The organism is Plantactinospora sp. A48, assembly GCF_055793945.1.
The window spans coordinates 108,720-126,458 of the sequence record NZ_JBTIXF010000012.1 but is presented as its reverse complement, the minus strand read 5'-3'; the positions used below and the strand labels follow the sequence as shown (position 1 = coordinate 126,458).

14 protein-coding genes and 1 pseudogene are annotated in these 17,739 nt (G+C 73.0%); 4 read left to right on the top strand and 11 right to left on the bottom strand.

Annotated features, from left to right (window positions below):
* Nucleotides 1-2: 2 nt before the first annotated feature.
* Together ACXN5W_RS09570 and ACXN5W_RS09565 are read right to left on the bottom strand one after the other, a co-directional pair.
* Complete coding sequence (locus ACXN5W_RS09570) at nt 3-1,520, bottom strand: hypothetical protein (RefSeq protein ID WP_473157822.1); 1,518 nt, start codon at nt 1,518-1,520, stop codon at nt 3-5.
* The gene (locus ACXN5W_RS09565; protein WP_473157821.1) at nt 1,517-4,108 is read right to left on the bottom strand and encodes a zinc dependent phospholipase C family protein; all 2,592 of its coding nucleotides are present in this window, start codon (nt 4,106-4,108) and stop codon (nt 1,517-1,519) included. The genes ACXN5W_RS09570 and ACXN5W_RS09565 overlap by 4 nt, the downstream gene beginning before the upstream one ends.
* Before the next feature lie 216 nt (nt 4,109-4,324).
* Between ACXN5W_RS09565 and ACXN5W_RS09560 the strand changes: the two genes are divergently transcribed.
* The gene (locus tag ACXN5W_RS09560) at nt 4,325-4,834 is read left to right on the top strand and encodes an NUDIX hydrolase (RefSeq protein WP_473157820.1); all 510 of its coding nucleotides are present in this window, start codon (nt 4,325-4,327) and stop codon (nt 4,832-4,834) included.
* Between the two features lie 56 nt (nt 4,835-4,890).
* On the opposite strand, the gene ACXN5W_RS09555 is transcribed toward ACXN5W_RS09560, so the two are convergent.
* On the bottom strand, nt 4,891-5,163 hold the full coding sequence (locus ACXN5W_RS09555) for a hypothetical protein (RefSeq protein WP_473157819.1): 273 nt from the start codon (nt 5,161-5,163) through the stop codon (nt 4,891-4,893).
* A gap of 267 nt (nt 5,164-5,430) precedes the next feature.
* Here ACXN5W_RS09555 and rho point away from each other — a divergent pair.
* Nucleotides 5,431-6,579 (top strand): annotated as a pseudogene (gene rho / locus ACXN5W_RS09550) (transcription termination factor Rho); the annotation flags it as partial.
* A 26-nt stretch (nt 6,580-6,605) separates the two neighbouring features.
* Here rho and ACXN5W_RS09545 read toward each other — a convergent pair.
* The 5 genes from ACXN5W_RS09545 to ACXN5W_RS09525 all read right to left on the bottom strand — a co-directional run bounded on the left by ACXN5W_RS09545 (nt 6,606) and on the right by ACXN5W_RS09525 (nt 13,325).
* Nucleotides 6,606-7,997, bottom strand: a complete 1,392-nt coding sequence (locus tag ACXN5W_RS09545) for an FAD-dependent oxidoreductase (protein WP_473157818.1) — start codon at nt 7,995-7,997, stop codon at nt 6,606-6,608.
* A gap of 94 nt (nt 7,998-8,091) precedes the next feature.
* Nucleotides 8,092-10,038, bottom strand: coding sequence for a hypothetical protein (locus ACXN5W_RS09540; protein WP_473157817.1), 1,947 nt, complete (start codon nt 10,036-10,038; stop codon nt 8,092-8,094).
* 329 nt (nt 10,039-10,367) lie between these two features.
* Nucleotides 10,368-11,303: a diacylglycerol/lipid kinase family protein gene (locus tag ACXN5W_RS09535; protein ID WP_473157816.1), complete on the bottom strand. Its 936-nt coding sequence runs from the start codon at nt 11,301-11,303 to the stop codon at nt 10,368-10,370.
* A gap of 155 nt (nt 11,304-11,458) precedes the next feature.
* Nucleotides 11,459-11,686, bottom strand: coding sequence for a hypothetical protein (locus tag ACXN5W_RS09530; protein WP_473157815.1), 228 nt, complete (start codon nt 11,684-11,686; stop codon nt 11,459-11,461).
* Between the two features lie 163 nt (nt 11,687-11,849).
* On the bottom strand, nt 11,850-13,325 hold the full coding sequence (locus tag ACXN5W_RS09525) for a glycoside hydrolase family protein (protein ID WP_473157814.1): 1,476 nt from the start codon (nt 13,323-13,325) through the stop codon (nt 11,850-11,852).
* Between the two features lie 63 nt (nt 13,326-13,388).
* Between ACXN5W_RS09525 and ACXN5W_RS09520 the strand changes: the two genes are divergently transcribed.
* Nucleotides 13,389-14,114 (top strand): TetR/AcrR family transcriptional regulator C-terminal domain-containing protein, encoded by a 726-nt coding sequence (locus ACXN5W_RS09520; protein WP_473157813.1) that lies wholly within the window; start codon nt 13,389-13,391, stop codon nt 14,112-14,114.
* 9 nt (nt 14,115-14,123) lie between these two features.
* On the opposite strand, the gene ACXN5W_RS09515 is transcribed toward ACXN5W_RS09520, so the two are convergent.
* A complete protein-coding gene (locus ACXN5W_RS09515) occupies nt 14,124-14,462 on the bottom strand; it encodes an MmcQ/YjbR family DNA-binding protein (protein ID WP_473157812.1) in 339 nt (112 codons plus the stop codon).
* Between the two features lie 192 nt (nt 14,463-14,654).
* Between ACXN5W_RS09515 and ACXN5W_RS09510 the strand changes: the two genes are divergently transcribed.
* Entirely contained in the window at nt 14,655-14,966 is a 312-nt protein-coding gene (locus tag ACXN5W_RS09510) for a hypothetical protein (RefSeq protein WP_473157811.1), read from the top strand.
* Between the two features lie 122 nt (nt 14,967-15,088).
* On the opposite strand, the gene ACXN5W_RS09505 is transcribed toward ACXN5W_RS09510, so the two are convergent.
* Complete coding sequence (locus ACXN5W_RS09505) at nt 15,089-16,492, bottom strand: alkaline phosphatase PhoX (protein ID WP_473157810.1); 1,404 nt, start codon at nt 16,490-16,492, stop codon at nt 15,089-15,091.
* A 246-nt stretch (nt 16,493-16,738) separates the two neighbouring features.
* The gene (locus ACXN5W_RS09500) at nt 16,739-17,641 is read right to left on the bottom strand and encodes a hypothetical protein (RefSeq protein ID WP_473157809.1); all 903 of its coding nucleotides are present in this window, start codon (nt 17,639-17,641) and stop codon (nt 16,739-16,741) included.
* Nucleotides 17,642-17,739 lie beyond the last annotated feature (98 nt).

The window sequence follows — 17,739 nt, the reverse complement described above, 5'->3', positions numbered from 1 at the left end:
TCCTATCCGAGCAGGATCACGGTGTAGCCGCCGAAGACCTGACCCTGCTGGCTGGCTGTCACCCGGTACACGTGTGCCGCACCAGGTGCCGGCAGGGCGTCGCCGGTGCTGAAGGCGACCTGCTGATCGTCCCCGACGACCTGCTGGGCCGGTCCGTCGGCGCCGCCCGCGGACGGACCGCCGCCGATCGCCGTGGGGGGCGACAACGACACGTCGCCGGTCGCCATGGCCTGGGCCGGAAAGCGGCCCCGGCCGCCGGTACGCAGTTGCAGCCAGGGCATCTCGTGCGGCGCGGCCCGGTCCACCCGCAACTGGGCGGACTCGCCGTACAGCGGACCCACCTTCAGCGTCAGCGGTGCGGCCGGGGCGGGCAGCAGCAGAGCACCGGCCCGGGTCCCGGCGGCGCCCGCGGCGACAACGTGGATGTTGCGCTGTCCGATGTGCCGGTTCAGCGCGGCGTCCCACTGCGGCGTGCCGAGTCCGTCGCTCGTCTCGTCCCACGCGCGGACCAGCAGGCACTCGTGCCCGCCATTGACGAAGGTGGGCACCCAGGCGGTCGGGCACTTCACCACGGCGTGCGAACGGCCGCTGCCGCGCGCCCCGAGCGAGACCACGGTGTGGCCGATCAGATGCGCACCGGTCGGACCGATGCCAAGCGACGGGTCGCACCAGTAGAACTCGACGACCACGTTGGGCGCCGCCGCCAGACCGAAGTTCCAGACGTGCGCGTACAGCGTGTTCGGTCGCCCGGCGGACGCGGTCTGGCCGAGTTGCGGCGGGACGGGCGGGGCGACCGCCGGATCGGTGTCGGCCAGCAGCAGGATGTCGGGACTTTCCCAGAACGGCCCGACCACCGGCCGGGCGCCCAGGTCGCCGGCGTTGGCCCGGAGAAACAGGTACGGCAGGAACAGGTCTCCGCGCGGTCCCGGCCAGCTGTTCCAGGGCGGGGTGCTGAAGTCGCACGGATCGAGTTGCCCCCCGGGAACCCGGCCGGTGGTGGTGCCGTAGTGCCGGGCCGGGCGGTTCGGGTTCTTCCACCCCAGGGTGCTGCCGGGGGCCGGCGTACCGCCGGAACCGCCGGGCTGTTCGGGGCAGCCGCACCGGCGGTCGTGGTGGCACTGGCGGTCGTGGTGGCACTGGCGGTCGTGGTGGTGCCGGCAGTCGCAACCGCATCGGCGATCCTGGTGGTGCCGGCGGTCGCAACCGTCCCCGTCGACACACCGGCACGGGATCTGGGTGGCGTCCGGGCCGCAGTCCGGACAGCCGTGCCGGGGCGCCCCGTCGTGCGGTCGGCAGCGGCAGGAGCCGCCGCCGCCCTGCGACCCGCCCCCGCCGGGGGACCCGCCGCCCTGCGCTCCGCCGTCCGGTGACCCGCCGCCCGGTGACCCAGCGCCGCCCGCCGTGCCGCCACCGCCGTCGGCGCCGGCCGGGTCGGGGCAGTCCCGACCCGCCGAGCCGGCCGCCACCACGGGGGAGCGGGTACCCCATCGGGCCGCCGCGGCGCTCCAGTTGTCGGTCATGCCACACCTCCGGGCGGTTCCTCGGCGGTCCTGTCCGCCGGTCGGTCGGCCGGCGTCCCGTCCCCGGCGCCGATCTCGATGATCACCGGCGGCGGTGGCGGGTCGACGTACGTCAACCGCATGGGTTCGGCGCCCTGCCGCCAGCGCGCGGTGTCCCGCCACGGAGCCGCCACCGGCAGCGCGTACGGCTGGTCCAGATCCGTCCGGCCGATCTGGTCGCCCCGGATCCAGTCCCAGGTCAGGTAGGCGTAACCACGGTCGGCGTCCAGGTTGAACTGGGTCGCGTAGTCCGTGGGGTTGACCAGCCGCCCGATCAGGTAGGCGGAGAACGGCACCGGGTCGCCCAACGGACTCACCCGCCGCTCGTCCCGGCCGATCAACTCCTCGTTGATCCGGTCGGTCTGCCACGGGCTCTGCGCCGACTCGTAGCCCAACCGTGCCTGCGGGTCGACCGGTGCGTCGGTGCGGAAGAACACCTGATCCGGCGTGGTCCCCTCGGGATAGGGACCCGGCCGCATCGGCTTGTACGCCCCCGCCGGCCCGTCGGGGTCGCACGCGTGCGGGTCGTACGTCTCGGTCGGTGTCGGGCCGAGGGCGTCCTGCCCGTCCTGCTCGAACTCGCTGAACCGCGGGTACGCCCACGGCCGGCGGAACTCCCAGTCCTGCGGGGTACGGCCGTCCGCGTGGTACCGCAGCACGGGGTAGTACGGGTAGTTCGGGTCCCGCACCGAGTGGCCGATCACCACCGACTGGTCGGTGTCGAGGTTGCCGAACGGGTCGATGGCGTCGGCCAGGGCCTGCCGGAAGGCGCTGTCGACGGTGCCACCGAGGGTGATCAGCGGCAGGTCGATCTCGTTCGGCCATTTCAGCTCGCCGTTGTCGGCGTACCGCTGCTCGGCGTGCGGCATCAGGATCCCGGTGTGCGCCATGACCTCGTGGGTCCTGGTCGCGACGTCCCAGATCTTCATGGCGATCTCGTGCAGCGCCACCCGTACCCCGTAGGTGATCGGGCTCAGACCGGCCTTGATCAGGTCACCGATCAGCTTGATGGTCGCGGCGATCTCCTTGACCAGCCACTGCACCAGCGCGACGAAGACGTCGCAGGCGTCCTCGACGGGATTGTCGCCGTCCACCCCGGAGAAGTCCGGCGGCTGGAACAGGTTGGTGAAGTCCGACTGCGGGGGCAGGATCACCACGTCCGGCACGCGCGGCTTGGGCAGTTCCCAGCCACCGTTGAAGTTCAGCTTGTAGAGCGTGATCATCAGCCGGTACGCGGTCGCCACTTCCCAGGGCAGCGGGAAACCCTTCGGCACGCCGAACGGCGGTGGCGGTGCGATCGCGTCCAGCAACTCCTGGAACGGCCGGTCCAGGCCGTGCCCGGTCACCGACCGCACGACGGAGGCCAGCTTCCCCCGATCGATCTGCTGCTGGTACGCCGTGCCCTGGTAGATCCGGGGATGCGGGTGGTCCTGGAACGTGTCGATGAGTGCCGCGACGATCGCCTCGGCCATCCACATCGGTAGCTCACCGTCGACGTCGAGCTGTTCCTTGCGGATCTGCGGGTCGTCGGACAGCGGCGCCGGGCGCTGCTCACCCTGTGGGTCGTCGGGGGTCAGCTGCACGGCGAACCACAGCGCCGACGACGAGACCTCCGGATAGTCGTCGGTCCGGCCCCACGGGTCGGTGGGGATCGTCCCACCCGGACCGCTCTGCGCGTAGTTCCAGGCGTCGATGTGGTTCTCGATCAGGTGGTGCCGGGTCGGGTGGTCCCGGTACGGGCCGCCGCACTGCTCGTTCACGAACGAGTGGGCGATGGTGTCCGTACCGACGTGCGTGATGTAACCCAGCGCGTACGCGAGGAACTGCTCGAAGCGTTCCTGGCCGGCGTCGCTGTCGTCGCGCTGCGCCTCGGCCTGCCGGACCAGCGCCTGGCACAGCGCCGACGTGCGCCGATAGTGGGTCATGTCGCTCCACAGGAACGACTCCTCGGGGAAGCCCTTCGCCACCACGGTGTTCATCGCGCCCCACAGGTCGGCGAAGGTGGTCAGCTCCTGCACGCCGATGGTCTCGATGGCGTCGAGCAGCTGTTGCAGTCCGGTGCGCAGTTCGTTGAGCACCCCGCCGGTCAGGTCGTCCAGCAGTTCCGATGTGGCGTCGACCAGCGGACCGACGGTCGCGTCCCACACCTCGACGAAGTCGTCCCAGACCCGCTGGAGCTTGATGAGGAACCGGATGATCGCCGTCAGCGTGGTGTCGACGTCCTCCAGGATCACCAGCAGCGGCTCCCAGTCGTTCTCCTTCGCCAGGTCGAAGAAGTAGAAGACGGCCAGGGCCAGCATGATGTCGTCGGACCGGGGCCCCAGCAGGTCGTTGCTCCAGTCCTGGGAGAAGAAGAACAGGTCCGGGCCGATCGCGCCGACGGCGGTGAATTTCTCCCACTTGCGCATCACCTCGCCGCAGAAGACCGGGTCGTACCCGGCCACCGCGTCCCCGCCGTCGCCCAGGTCGGGCCAGTCGGTGAAGGCGCCGCTGGCGAGCAGATCGGCCACCCGGCGCGCCGTGTAGATATGGGTGAAGTGACCAGGCATGACCGGCCCCCCTCGGGGTGCGCCCGGGCGGGCGTCACCCCGACAGCGTCATCCCGCCGCCCCGGCCCAAACAAGCATTTCGCCTGGTCAGATCAACGACGACCGCAGATCGACGGGCAGATCTTGGAATTCCGTCACCCCGCGGGGGGTAGCGGAATTCCAAGATCTCGACAATGGCTTGCCGGGCCCGACCGCCGCCCTGGGTAGGGTCGGGTGGTGGCCGTCTCGTCGTACATAGCTCGCCTGCGCCGGTACGTCGGCACGGACCTGCTGCTCCTGCCGGGCGTCACCGGCGTGGTCCGCAACGACGCCGGGCAGATCCTGCTCGCCCGGCGCGGCGACAACGGCCGCTGGTCGCTGCCGGCCGGCGTGGTGGACCCGGGGGAGCAGCCGGCGGACGCCGTCGTGCGCGAGGTCTTCGAGGAAACCGGGGTACGGATCGAGATCGAGCGGGTCGGCGGGGTGGCCACGCATCCGGTGGTCTACCCCAACGGGGACCGGTGCGAGTACCTGAACGTGTGGTTCCGGTGCCGGGCGGTCGGCGGCGAGCCGCGGGCCGACGGTGACGAGTCCACCGAGGTCGGCTGGTTCGATCCCGACGCGCTACCGGCCCTCGACGAGTGGTCGAAGCTGCGGATCGACACCACCCGGGATCCGGACACGCCGGCCTGGCACGCCGGTCCGGGCGTACGGCATCCGGCGCTGGTCCACCCTGACGCGCTCTGACCGGATCCGCCGACCACGATCGAGCTGATCCGCGTGCGGTGCCCGCCGGCCTGAACTCACCGGGTCCGTCGAGTGCCACCCCGGTCGGTCGTACCCCCCGGCGGGCCGCCGCCCGGCCGGTCGTCGGCCGACGGCAGTGGCACCAGACGCTGCTCGTGTACCTCGATCTCCCGCTGGAACCGGTGCGCACCGGGATTCCACATCTCGTCGAACGGACCCATCAGCCCGCCGCCGAGCCCAGCTCGGCGCACCCGCCGGGCCAGCCAGACGAAGGCGGCCAGGACGGCGCCGAGACCGACCACGAACAGGAGCCCGACCAGGAGGTCCATCACGTCAGCGTAGCCCGGGAGCGGTGCTCGTCACGAACCCGCCGGCCCGAGGTGCTTGCCCGACGCCTTCCGACGGGTTACCCTGCACCTGACCCGGATGCCGGCGCGCCGCGCCACCCGGAGTCCAGATTCCCCCTCCACCCGGCCCTTCCGAGTACGCTCGGCGCCGGTCCCGGACATCATCGCCATCGCCGCGTCGCCGACGCCGGCCGTGGCTTCGCCGTCGTCCCGCCCCGTGCCCCGGCACGGGTCGGACGACCCGTCGAGAGGCAGTCCATGACCCGAACCGACCCGGCGCAGACACCCGTCGAGGGTGTGCTCGACATCCAGGACAACCGGGCCACCATCCGGCCGCCGGACTTCCTGCCGACGGCCGGCGACGTCAGCGTGCCGACGGCGCTGCTGAACCGGCACGGCCTGCGCCGGGGCGACCTCGTCAGCGGCGTCGCCCGCGAGACGGTCGGCCCGCGGCGGAGCCGTCTCACCCTGGCCCGGTTGGACACGGTGAACGGCGGGGATCCGGCCGCGGCCGCCCGCCGGCCCGACTTCCACCAGCTCACCCCGATCTACCCGCGTGAGCGGCTGCGGCTGGAGACGGATCCGCACCTGCTCACCACCCGGGTCATCGACCTGGTCACCCCCATCGGCAAGGGGCAGCGGGCGCTCGTCGTGTCGCCGCCGAAGGCGGGCAAGACCATGGTCCTGCAGGCGCTCGCCGCCGCGATCACCCGGAACCATCCGGAGGTCCACCTGATGGTGCTGCTCGTGGACGAGCGGCCCGAGGAGGTCACCGACATGCAGCGGTCGGTGACCGGTGAGGTGATCGCGGCCACCTTCGATCGGCCGCCACAGGACCACACGACGGTGGCGGAGCTGGCGATCGAGCGGGCCAAGCGGCTGGTCGAGGCCGGCCGGGACGTGGTCGTGCTGCTGGACTCGCTCACCCGACTGGGCCGCGCCTACAACCTCACGGCGCGCACCGGCGGTCGGACCCTGTCCGGTGGTGTCGACGTCAGCGCGCTGAACCCACCCAAGCAGCTGCTCGCGGCGGCCCGCAACATCGAGCACGGCGGTTCGCTGACGGTGATCGCCAGCGTGCTGGTGGACACCGGGTCGGCCGCCGACACGCTGATCTTCGAGGAGTTCAAGAGCACGGGCAACGCCGAGTTGCGGCTGGACCGGGCGCTGGCCGAGCGGCGGACCTTTCCGGCGGTCGACCTGCGCGGGTCGGGCACTCGCCGGGAGGAGGCGCTGATGACGCCGGCCGAACTGGGTCGGGTCCGCGCGCTGCGCGCGGCACTGTCCACACTGGACCGGCAGCAGGGGATCGATCAGCTGTTGCGGCAGCTCACCTCGACCGGCACCAACCGGCAGTTCCTGGCCCGGCTGGGTACGGGCGTCCCGGCGCGCTCCTGACGTATCCGTGCCGCGCCTCGGGGCGCCTACGGCCGGTGGGCGCGGTCGCGCCAGGCGGCCAGCAGCGAGCGGTACAGGATGCCCGGGGTGGTGAGCGCGCGGGGGTGTCGGAGCATCTGGACGACCTCGTCGAACCGGAGCGCGACGGTCCGGTCGGTGATCGACGCGGCGCTGATCTGCCGGCCGACCCAGCTGGTGAGCCGGTGGCCGCGCGGACGTGGCGCCTCGACCGACGGACGGTCCAGATCGGCGGAGGTGGAGGTGCCCCAGGCCGCGTCGACGACCACCCGTTGCAGCGCGAAGAAGTCCCGGGCCGGTCGGCGCGGGTCGGGCGCCGACCGCAGGTACGCCGACAGGCAGGAGGCATGCAGGGTGGCGGACGCCATGCCCTGGCCGTAGATCGGGTTGAACGAGGACACCGCGTCACCCACGGCGACCAGGCCGGCCGGCAGGCGGTCGAGCAGGTGGTAGTCGCGGCGTCGGCTGTCGGCCTGGTGGTAGGTGCGGACCTCGCCGAGCGGCTCGCCCTCGACAGCCGCCGCGAACTCGGCCGGGAAGTCCGACCGGCAGCGCTCGCGCAGATCCGCCACGGTCCGTCCGGGGCGGTAGTCGCCGTAGCCGGCCAGCAGCACCATCCACCGGTCCTCCTCGACCGCGGACAGGGCGGCACCGGCCGCGTCCCCGGCGGCCCGCGGCGAGCAACCGGCCAGCACCGCGTTGGGTACCGGGTCCGCGACGGACCGTCGGAACATCGCCGTCGCGTAGTTGAGATTGATGACCATGCGGCGCAGCGGTGGGCGTTCCCAACCGGCGCGCTCCAACCAGTCACCCACCCGGCTGGACCGGCCGAGCGCGTCCACCACCAGATCAGCCGGTTCGGTGTGGACGCCGGCGGCGGTCTCGTACCGGACGCCGGTGACCGCGCGGTCGTCACTGTCCAGGCCGAGCACCCGGCCCCGGAGCACCTTCACGTTGGGCCACTCCCGCGTGCGTCGCAGGATCAGACCCTCCAGGAACGGCCGGGTCGCCGAGATCATGTCCACCTCGGAGCCGCGTACCTTGAGTCGGCCGTCGACGTACGTCCGGCGGGTGTCGGCGGTCACCAGACACGCCCCGGCCGACAGCGCGTCCCGGGTGAATCCCGGGAACCACCGATCCAACTGGATCAGCCCGACCGGGAGCAGGACATGCACCTGACTGCCCTGCGGCACACCCGCGCGGGCGCCGACGGCCGGATCGAGGTCGTCCCGGTCGATGACCAGGACCTGCTCGGCGTGCCCGGCGAGGACCCGGGCGGCGAGCAACCCGGCGACGCTGCCGCCGAGGACGACGGCCCGGCCGAGGGTGATCGCCGGCGGTCCCGGCGGGATCGGGGCACTGATCTGATCGAACAGCCGGGCGGCGGACTGACGGGCCATGACCCGACGATATGCCTCGCAAGCCGGTCCAGGAGCCCGGGGCGACGCGCGCCCCGAAGGGCTCGTGGCGCGGCCGAGCCGGCACCACCCCCGCTCAGGCCGTCGGCACCGCCTGTCCGACCGTCGGCTCACTCGCCTCCCGGCCGTCGTCGACGGGGCGCTCCGGGATGTCCACCGGGCGTTCCGGATCCTCCGCCAGGACGGCCGGCAGGGCGCCGGTCGGATCCTGGTCGCCGGGCTCGAACTCCGGCCGGTCGGCATCGGTCACCGGCTGGTCGGCCCCCGGCCCCGGATACGCGGCCGGTGCCTCGATGCCGGACCGGTACCCGCCGAAGGACCCGGACCATCCGGCCAGCCGTTCCGCTGCCGCCCGGTGACTGCCGCTGCGCTCCGCCGTGCCGCCGTTGGTGGTGAAGGAGCCGGTAACGAACGGATCCGGGTCGGTGGCCGACGCCATCGGCTGAGCGGCGGTCCGGTCGAAGGCGGTCGGCCCCACCGATCCACCGGCGCCGACTGGCCGGTCCGGCATGCTGTCACCGATGGTCCGGTCGGACCGGCCGTTGTCGGTGGTCCGGTCGGGTCCGGTGCCATCGATGGTGCGTTCCGGCACGCCGTCCCCGATGGTCCGGCCGGGTCCGGCATCGACGGTGCGGCCGGGTCCGGTGCCATCGATGGTGCGGTCCGGCGCGCCGGCACCGAGGGTCCGGTCCTGCCCGGCGTGCCGCGGCCCGGTCCGGTCCGACCGGGCGGTCAGCATCGGATACTCGGCCGTCTCCGACCCACCGGCGGCGGCCGCCATCACCGCCGCGGCGGCCAGGTCGGCCACCCGCTTCGCCTCCCGCTGCACCCGGGCCCGCACGTCCTTCGCGTGCTGCTCGGCGAAGTCCGCCGCCCGTCGGGCCTCGTCCAACCGTTCCACCTCGACGGCGAGCTGCTGCCGCACGTCGTCGAGGCGCTGCTCGGCCTGGCCGAGGGCCCGTTCCGTCGCGGCGCTCTCCTGGCGGCACCGGTCCAACTCGGTCCGGGCGGTGTCCAGCTCGGCCTGTAGCGTCGACAGCGCCTGCTGCCGGTCCGCGACGTCCCGCTCCAGGATGGCCAGCTCCTCCTGATGGGTGGCCACCTGCTCCTCGGCGCGCTGGCGTACCTCGGCCGAGTACCGTTGCGCCTCCGCGATCAGCGAGCCGGTCTTCTGCTCGGCCGCGATCCGCTGGCTGGCGAGTTCCCGTTCGGCCGCCGCCCGGTGGTCGGCCAGGTACTGCTCGGCGGCGGTCCGCCGTTCGTTGATCTCCCGCTCGACGGTGGCCTGCCACTGGGCCAGGTCCTGCTGACTCTTGTCGCGAGCCGCCTGCGTCTCCTGCTGGATCTGGCCACGGGCCGCCTTGATCATTCCCTCCGCGGCGGCGCGGGCCTGCTCGATCTGCTCGGCGCTGGCCGCGCTGATCCGCTTGGCCTCCTCCTGCGCGGCCTCGTGCGCGGCCTCACCGTCGGCCCGCAGCTTCTCCATCCGCTCCCGTACCCGGGTCAACTCGGCCTCGGCCCGCTCCCGGTTCTCCGCGTGCTCCTTCTCCTGCTCGGCGCGCCGCGCCGCAAGCTCGTCCTCCAGCTCGCGCAGGGTCTCCGCCGCGCGCTCCCGGGCCGCGGCCAGCGCCGCCTCCGCCTCGGCCTGCAGATCGGCCGCCCGGTGTGCCGCGGTCTCGGTGATCAGACCCGCCTGCTTCTCGGAGAGCGCGATGATGTCGTCCACGAAGGGACCGAGGTCCCGGAACGAGGCCCGATCCGCCCGGGCCGGGCGTTGCCGCACCTCGGCCAGCTCCACCTGGAGCGCGTCGACCTGCCCGGTCAGCTCCCGCACCCGCGTGGTGAGCGTCCGCACCTGCCCGAGCGCCCGCTCCCGCTCGGTGGTGACGGTGGACAGTCGGTTCTCCGTCTGCCCGATGTACCGGTCCACCTGCCGTTTGTCGTAGCCGCGCAGCGTGAGCTCGAAGTTCGGCCGGGCGCGGACGTCGTCGCGACCGGGGAGCGGTTCCTCGCTGGTGGACATGCGGCATCCTCCGTACGATCCCGGCGCCGCACCGGTTTCGCGTACCGGCGGGCATGATGAGGCGCAACGCTACCGCCGCCACCCCACCTGCGGTGATCCGCCCCACCCGGTCCTGTCCGGTCGTCCGACCCGCCCGCCCACCGTCCGTCCGATCCGCGACCACGGCCGGCACCGTGGATCCGCGACCACGGCCGGCACCGTGGATCCGCGACCACGGCCGGCACCGTGGATCCGCGACCACGGCCGGCACCGTGGATCCGCGATCACGGTCGGCACCGTGGATCGGACGGTTCGGGCGGCGCCGTGGATCGGACGGTGCGGGCCTCGGCTCATCGGGAGTCGGGCAGGCAGACCGTCACGGCGGCCGGGACGACCTTCACCCGCAGCTTGCGCGTCGTGGAGCGGGCCCCGCCGTCCAGCTCGTACGTCTTCGGCTCGGCGAACCGCACCCGCACCTTGCGACCCCGGGTGATCCGGACGAACGGCGACTCCTCGGAGTGGCCGGCGGCCATCCGGCCCAGCGTCCGCGCCCAGTCCACCGCCCCGCTGGCCGTCGACACCCCGATCTCCAGCGCACCGTCGTCCGGGCGGGCCTCGTCGAACGCGGGGATGCCACCGGTGATCGTGCCGACGTTGCCGAACAGCACGCAGCTGGCGTCCCCGTCGAACCAGTCGGCGCCGTCGACCCGGATCCGGGTGCGGGTCAACTCGCCGCGCGCGTGCCGCAGCCCGGTCCAGACGTACGCGACCCGGCCCAGCCGGCCCTTCAGCTTGCGGTCGGCCTCCCGGATCAGGTCCCCGTCGAATCCGGCGCCGGCCATCACCGCGAAGTGCTCACCGTTGATTTTGCCGAGATCCAGCCGGCGTCGCCGGCCGCGCAGACCGATCCGGACCGCCTCCGGTAGATCCACCGGAATCCCGAGGTTGCCGGCGAACAGGTTCGCCGTGCCGGCGGGCAGGATCGCCATGGCGGTGTCCGACCCGGCCAGGGTGTCGGCGCAGCGCTGCACCATCCCGTCGCCACCCCACACGAAGACCAGCTCGGCGCCCCGGTCCAGCGCCTCGCGTACCTTCTTCGGCGCCTTGCGGCTCTTCGGCACCTCGTACCAGAGGAGGTCGTCGACCCCGGCGGTGACCAGTGTGCTGCGGAGTTCGTCGAGCCCGCCGCCGAAGGTCTTCCGCCGGTGCGCCACCACCGCGACGGTGCCCAGCTTCTGGGTGGGGGTCGCGCTGGTTCCGACATCGTCAACCGTGCTCGCACTCATGTCTGCCCCTGGTACCCGCCCGGCCGCTGCTCCACGCCTGCCGGAATCCGCCGACGACCGGCCGACGGACCGGCCGCCGGAATCCACCGGCCGTGCCGGCCCCGTCGGATGGCACGGATCAGCCATACCGGACGGGTCGGTCGCACCCGGACGGCTCAGTCGTACCCGTACGGCTCGCGCGGCCGGTACGGGGCCGTGAGCCGCGCCGTCTCCTCGTCGCTCAGCCGCAGCTCCACCGCGGCCACCGCGTCGTCGAGGTGCTCAAGCATCTCCCGCTCGTCCTCGCGGTACACGAGGTTGTACCGGGTCTGCATGGATACGAATGGTGGGTGGCCGCCCGCCCGCGCGGTGAACTGGGCGGTGGCGAACTGCCAGGTCCACATGAGGCCGGAGGTACTCCATCTGCTGCCTCTCCCAGGGGTGATAGCCGGATCGGCGTTTTCGTGGATCGGCCCGGTCGGGCCGTCAGCAGTTCGTTGGTGACGTACGGAACGGCCGCGGAACAGATTCTGCCGACGGTGGTGCCCGGAAAACCCAAGGGTAGGCTCAGTTCGAGCCGGCGGGCGTGACGAACAGCGGGGTCACCGACACCGCGAGGTGGGCGGCGCCGTCGTGGACCGCGATCTCCGACCGGTTGCCGAGTGCGTCGACACCTCGCGCTCCCGGTGCCGACCAGGGCACGCTGACCGGTACCGCCGGTTCGTCCTCGCCGTCGAACCAGTCCCGTTCGATCCAGGCCACCAGCAGCGGATCCTGACCGGCCCGCTCGATCCGGTAGGCCACCGCGCCGGCCGGCCCGGTCGGGAGGGCGACCGGCCGCACGCCGGTGCAGTCCCGCAGCAGTGCGGCCAGCCGGGCGAACGCGTCGGCCGCCGGGTGGCGGTGGGTCAGGGCGCCGTCCCGGTAGTCCAGCAGCGGCAGCTTGCCGAACATCAGGTGCATCATCTGGTACGGGTCGTGGTAGCCGGGCACCTCGGGGGCGAGGTTCCAGTAGGCGGTGCGGCGGACCCCGCAGGCCAGGGCGAGCACGGTACGCACCACCAGCTGCCGGCAGTTGATCCGGTGCCGCTTCGCCGCCAACTCCGGCGGGCAGTCGGCCATCAGCATCCGGAGCCGGGGCGGGAGGTCGGGCGTCCGGTACAGCGCGACCATGGCCCGGCGCTCGGGGGTGTCCTGACCCGCCTGCGCGGCCAGCCCGGCGGTGCTGCGGTCCGCGTCGGTGTCGCTCAGGGCCGCCGCCATGGCCTGCTGGAGCACCCCCTCCAGTTCGGGGAACTCGAACAGCAGCGGGCCGCCGTGTTCCCCGGCGACCACCGGTTTGAGATATCCGTGCGTCCGCATCAGGTTCCGGGCGGCCGCCACGAATTCCGGCACCCGGCCCGGGGCGCCGTAGAGATGCACGTCGAACACGTCGAAGTGATCCCGCCCGGCGGCCAGCACCTCGGCGAAGAACCGTCGCGGCGGGTCGTCGTCGCCGGCGGTGAGCGCGTCGTACCCGCAGCCGCCGAGGACCACCAGGGCCGCCGGATCGGCCGCCTGGACCGCGCCGTGCAGCGCGGCGAGCTGGCCGAGGTACTCGGCCGCCGTGCCGGCCCACAGCAGGTCGGTGTTGCTCGGCTCGTTGTCGCACTGCCAGTAGCGCACCCGGCCCGCGCAGTGCCGGACCAGCCGGCCGACGAAGCCGGCGTACGCGCCGGGATCGATGGCCGGCGACGGGGGCAGGAAGTTCGTCCGTTGCCGGGTGCCCCACGGTGAGCTGGAGCAGACGGTGATCCACACCTCCTCGTCCCCGTCGAGCTGGGCCAGCAGCGCGTCGACGGCGGTCCAGTCGTAGCGGCCGGGCTCGGGCTCGACCTGGGCCCAGTAGACGTACGCCCGGACCAGGCGGGCCCCGAGGGCCCGTGCCTGCGGCACGAACTCGTCGGGCTTCGCGAAGAGGCCGTAGCTGATGCCGCGAACGATCCCGACCCGGATGTCCGGGAAGACGTCCGGGAACTCGTCGCTGCCGGTCGGTTGGGACATGGCGCTCCCTCAAATCGAAAGTTTACTACGTAAACACAGAGTGTACGGAGTAAACTCCCTCGGGTGCCAGGGAACAACGACAGCCTGCCGATCTGGGCCCGGCCCGCGCCGCCACCGCGGCAGCGACTGCTCGGCCGGGACGACATCGTCGCCGCCGCGCTCGCGCTCGCCGACGAGGCGGGCGCCGACGCGGTGACCATGAAGGCGGTGGCGCAGCGCCTCGGCCCCTACTCGCCGATGGCGCTCTACCGGTACGTACACAGCAAGAGCGGGCTGTTCGACCTCATGCTCGACGCCGTGATCGGCACGGTGCCGCTGCCCGCCCAGCCGGGCCCGGACTGGCGGGCCGACCTGCGGGCCGTCGCCCTGGCGACCCGCCGGATGGTCACCGCCCATCCCTGGTACGCCGCGCTGGTACACACCCGGCCACCCGCCGGTCCGGGCACGATGCGCCGCACCGAGTTCCTGCTCGCCGTCCTGGTGCGCCGGGGCGCGTCCCTGCCGGACGCGATGACCTACGCCTCGCTCATCGACCGGCACATCATCGGCAGCGGACTCCAGGAGGCGCAGGAGGCGCGGTTCGCCGAGCTGCACGGGCTGGACACCGGCGAGCGACTGTTGGCCGCCATCGCGACGGTGCGGGAGCTGGCCGTCGCCGACGGCCGGGTGCCGCTGCTGGCCGACTGGCTCGGCCACCCGGCGGGCGCCGATGCCGAGGCTCAGTTCGAGCTGGGACTGGAATTCCTGCTCGACGGGATCGCCCGCCGGCTGGCGGACGCCGGAGGCTGAGCGGCCCGATCAGCCGCGGTACGCCGCCGCGACGCGCTTGGGCACCACCATCCGCCAGGCGTCGACCACCAACTCCCGCAGCTCGTCCTCGTCGATCGCGTCCAGCCACACCTGTACCCAGTTGAATCGCAGGTCCGAGGCGCGCGGCAGGAAGAACCGGTCCGGTTCGGCCCCGACCAGCGCGGCGCGTTCATCCCGGGGGAAGGCGAAGCCCATCGACCGCTCGTCCGGCGCGATGCTCAGGTAGACCAGCCGACCGACCCGGAACTTCACCCGGTCCCGGATCAGGTGCTGCTCGCTGCGCGGCAGCGTCCGGGCCAACCGCTCCACATCCTGGGCCACCACCATCTGCCGATCCCCCTCTTTCCCGCTCGGACGACCGCACCGTACGTCGCCGGTACGACGTTCCCGGGAAGCCCGGCGGTACCGGCGCGGGGATGGCGGTGACCAGGATCCGTGTCAGGGGACAACGGTCACGTTTGACGTGGCCGGTCGGCGGGCAGAGGTGAATCGCCGTATCTCCCGACGAGAGGCCCGTCCGTGTCCGAACCTTCCCGCCCCCGGTCCAGCGAGCCCGCCGACCTGCCCGACGGCAGCGGACCCGCCGAGACTCCCGACGGCGTCACCGACCCGCTGCTGTGGCGGCTGGCCGCGAGCGTCGCCGCCGCGCACCGGCCCGGCCCGGACGGGCGCTGTCCGAACCTGCAATGTTCCTCCGCCCAGGGCACCTGCTCCGCCGGGGCGTGGGCGGACCACGCGATGCGGGTGGCGCGGGGAGTGCCGCCGCTCGCCGGGCCGGCCGGGGGCGCCTCCCGGGTGGTGGGCTCCGCCGCCGTCCCGGCCGCCGCCTGAGCGGGCCGCCTACCTGAGCCGCTGAGTGACCGGACGGGCGGGATCCCGGACGGGACCCCGCCGCCCCGCCGGGCCGTGACTGGCGGTTGGCTCGGCGCGCGTACCCGTGGTCGGCCCTCGGCTCAGTGGCCGTGGCCGTCCGCGTTGCTCGGCCGTCCCCACGGCCCGGTGATCGCGAACACGTAGCCCGGGGTCTGGATGTTGGCGAACAGCACCTTTCCGTCCGCGCTGAACGTCGGGCCGGTGAACTCGCTGTCGTTCAGCTCGTTGCGGGCCAACGGGTACGCCTTACCCTGCTCGGTGACGCCGACCAGGTGGCTCAGTCCCTCGCCGTCCTCGGCCAGGATCACCCCGCCGTACGGCGAGACGGTGATGTTGTCCGGCCCGTCGTAGTCGGTGTCCCGCTCCGGGTCCGGGTTCACCCCGAAGATCGTCTTCAGCGTGATCGTCTCGGTGCGCGGGTCGTAGAACCACACCTGGCCGTCGTGTTCGTTGACGCTGCCGTCGTCGACCCGGGCGTAGCTGGCCACGAAGTAGGCACCGCCGTCGCCCCACCAGGCGCCCTCCAGCTTCCGGCTGCGGGTGACCTGGTCGTCGGTGAACTGCTTGCGCACCGACACCGTGGCCGCGTCCCGGTCCGGCACATCCACCCATTCCACCCGGTACCGGGTGCCCGGCCGGGTCGCCTCGGACAGGTCGGCGATGTGGCGGTCACCCTGGACGCAGCGCATCGCCGTGAGCCGGCCGGCCGTGTCCCCGTCGGGACGCTGGGCCAGCGCCCGCAGCGCGCCCCGGCCGGCCCGGAAGCGCGCCGGCGGCGTCCACCGGAAGTACAGGCCGTGCGGCCCGCTGGCGTCCTCGGTCAGGTAGATCGAATGGGTGTACGGGTCGACCGCCACCGCCTCGTGCGAGTAGCGGCCGAGGAACTTCAGCGGCACCGGGTGCCGGTTCTCGGTCTGGTCGTACGGGTCGACCTCGAAAACGTAGCCGTGGTCGTACTGGAACGCCCCGCCCTTGCGCTGCTCGGTCTCCTCGCAGGTCAGCCAGGTCCCCCACGGGGTGATGCCGCCGGCGCAGTTGTTGTGCGTGCCGGCCACGCTGACGTACTCCCGGATCCGCCGGCCGTGCCGGTCCACCTCGATGCTGGTGGTGCCACCCCGGGCGCCCGGGTCGTAGGTCAGTTCGGGCAGCGCCGGCACCGGGTACGGCTCGTCGCCACCGATCTCGTGGTTGTTCACCAGCACCGACCCGGTACGGGTGGGGAAGCAGCCGGTGCCGTCGGCGTCACTCGGGGTCGCCTGACCGGACTCCAGCACGGTGGAACCGGCCTGGGCCACGATCGTGTACGAGAAACCGGCCGGCAGCGCCAGCAGGCCGGCCGGGTCGGGCACCAGGTCGCCGTAGCCGACCGCGGGGCGGCAGGCGGCGCGCGCGGCGGACGGCCCGGCGATGGCCTCCAGGCTGCCGGCGACGACGATGCCGAGGCCGCCCACCGAGCCCGCGCGCAGCACGTCTCGACGGGACATTGACGAGGTCACAGCGTATCTCCAGACGGTCGACGGGTGCGATCTTCCTGACCAGGACCGAACTCGACCGCACTGACACCGCGGTGGTGTCCACGTGACCGGCCGGAGAACACCGGCCCAACCCTGATCGACCCGGCCTGTCCGTCGTCGTTTGTGTGTCGGCGGCCCTCCTGTCTGTCGCGTGCCGGCGACCGGGTCCTTCCGGCGTGGGCCACCGGCCCACGCCGGACGGACCGCCGGTGTCGGTCAGCTGAGGGTGCAGGGGGCCAGCCGGTCCAGTCCGGCCGGCCGGTTGCCGTCCACCCGGCCGATGTCGGTGGCGATCCGGTTGAGCACGGCCACCCGCCGGTCCTTCAGCGGGCCGAGCACCGTGTTCTGGACGAAGTTCGGGCCGCCCTCGGGCCGCGCGGCGAGCTGGGCCAGCCGGGCGTTGGCCTCGGCGATCTCCCTGTCGAGGTTCGCGAGTTCCCGGTTCACCCCGGTCGCCGCCGCGGCGGGCACCGTCGGCAACTGGCCGCGGACGGTCGGGCAGTTGACCGTCGGTACGCCGCCGTTGCCACTTCCGGCGTTTCCGCTGCCCGCGTTGCTGTTCCCCGCGTTGCCGTTGGCTGCGTTGTCGCCGTTCCCGGCCCCGCCGTTCCCGGCCCCGCCGTTCCCGGCCCCGCCGTTCCCGGCCCCGCCGTTCCCGGCCCCGCCGTTGCCGGCGTTCCCGGCCCCGGCGTTCCCGCCGGCGGCGACCGCGCAGGTCGCCAGGTTCTCCAGGCCGGCCGGTGCGGTACCGCCGACCCGGGTGATGTCCAGGCGGATCCGGTCGAGGACGGCCACCCGCTTGTCCCGCAACGGGCCGAGGATGGTGTTCTGGACGAAGTTCGGGCCGCCCTGGGGCCGGGCGGCCTGTCGGGCCAGCCGGGCGTTGGCCTCGGCGATCTCCTTGTCGAGGTTCGCGAGTTCCTGATTGACGCCGTTCTGGGCGCCGGGTGGCACGGTGCCCAGCTTGTCCGCCACCGTGGGGCAGGTCACCGTCTGCGCCGAGCCGCCGCTGGTTTCGGCCGCGGACGCGAAGTGCAGTCCGGCGCCGAGGATCAGCGCCGTGGCGGCACCGATCCCGCCGAGCTTGGCGACGGTCTTCCTCTGGATACGACTGGCCATGCACCTCTCCTCTGTGGACCGCCGGAGCGGGCCGACGGACCGCCGACGGGTAGGCCGACGGACCGCCGGGCACGCCGACGGATCGCCGAACGTCGCTC

Coding starts and splice junctions, on each gene's coding strand:
- ACXN5W_RS09570 (WP_473157822.1), bottom strand. CDS start 1,520: ATGACCGACAACTGGAGCGCCGCGGCGGCCCGATGGGGTACCCGCTCC.
- ACXN5W_RS09565 (WP_473157821.1), bottom strand. CDS start 4,108: ATGCCTGGTCACTTCACCCATATCTACACGGCGCGCCGGGTGGCCGAT.
- ACXN5W_RS09555 (WP_473157819.1), bottom strand. CDS start 5,163: ATGGACCTCCTGGTCGGGCTCCTGTTCGTGGTCGGTCTCGGCGCCGTC.
- ACXN5W_RS09545 (WP_473157818.1), bottom strand. CDS start 7,997: ATGGCCCGTCAGTCCGCCGCCCGGCTGTTCGATCAGATCAGTGCCCCG.
- ACXN5W_RS09540 (WP_473157817.1), bottom strand. CDS start 10,038: ATGTCCACCAGCGAGGAACCGCTCCCCGGTCGCGACGACGTCCGCGCC.
- ACXN5W_RS09535 (WP_473157816.1), bottom strand. CDS start 11,303: ATGAGTGCGAGCACGGTTGACGATGTCGGAACCAGCGCGACCCCCACC.
- ACXN5W_RS09530 (WP_473157815.1), bottom strand. CDS start 11,686: ATGTGGACCTGGCAGTTCGCCACCGCCCAGTTCACCGCGCGGGCGGGC.
- ACXN5W_RS09525 (WP_473157814.1), bottom strand. CDS start 13,325: ATGTCCCAACCGACCGGCAGCGACGAGTTCCCGGACGTCTTCCCGGAC.
- ACXN5W_RS09515 (WP_473157812.1), bottom strand. CDS start 14,462: ATGGTGGTGGCCCAGGATGTGGAGCGGTTGGCCCGGACGCTGCCGCGC.
- ACXN5W_RS09505 (WP_473157810.1), bottom strand. CDS start 16,492: ATGTCCCGTCGAGACGTGCTGCGCGCGGGCTCGGTGGGCGGCCTCGGC.
- ACXN5W_RS09500 (WP_473157809.1), bottom strand. CDS start 17,641: ATGGCCAGTCGTATCCAGAGGAAGACCGTCGCCAAGCTCGGCGGGATC.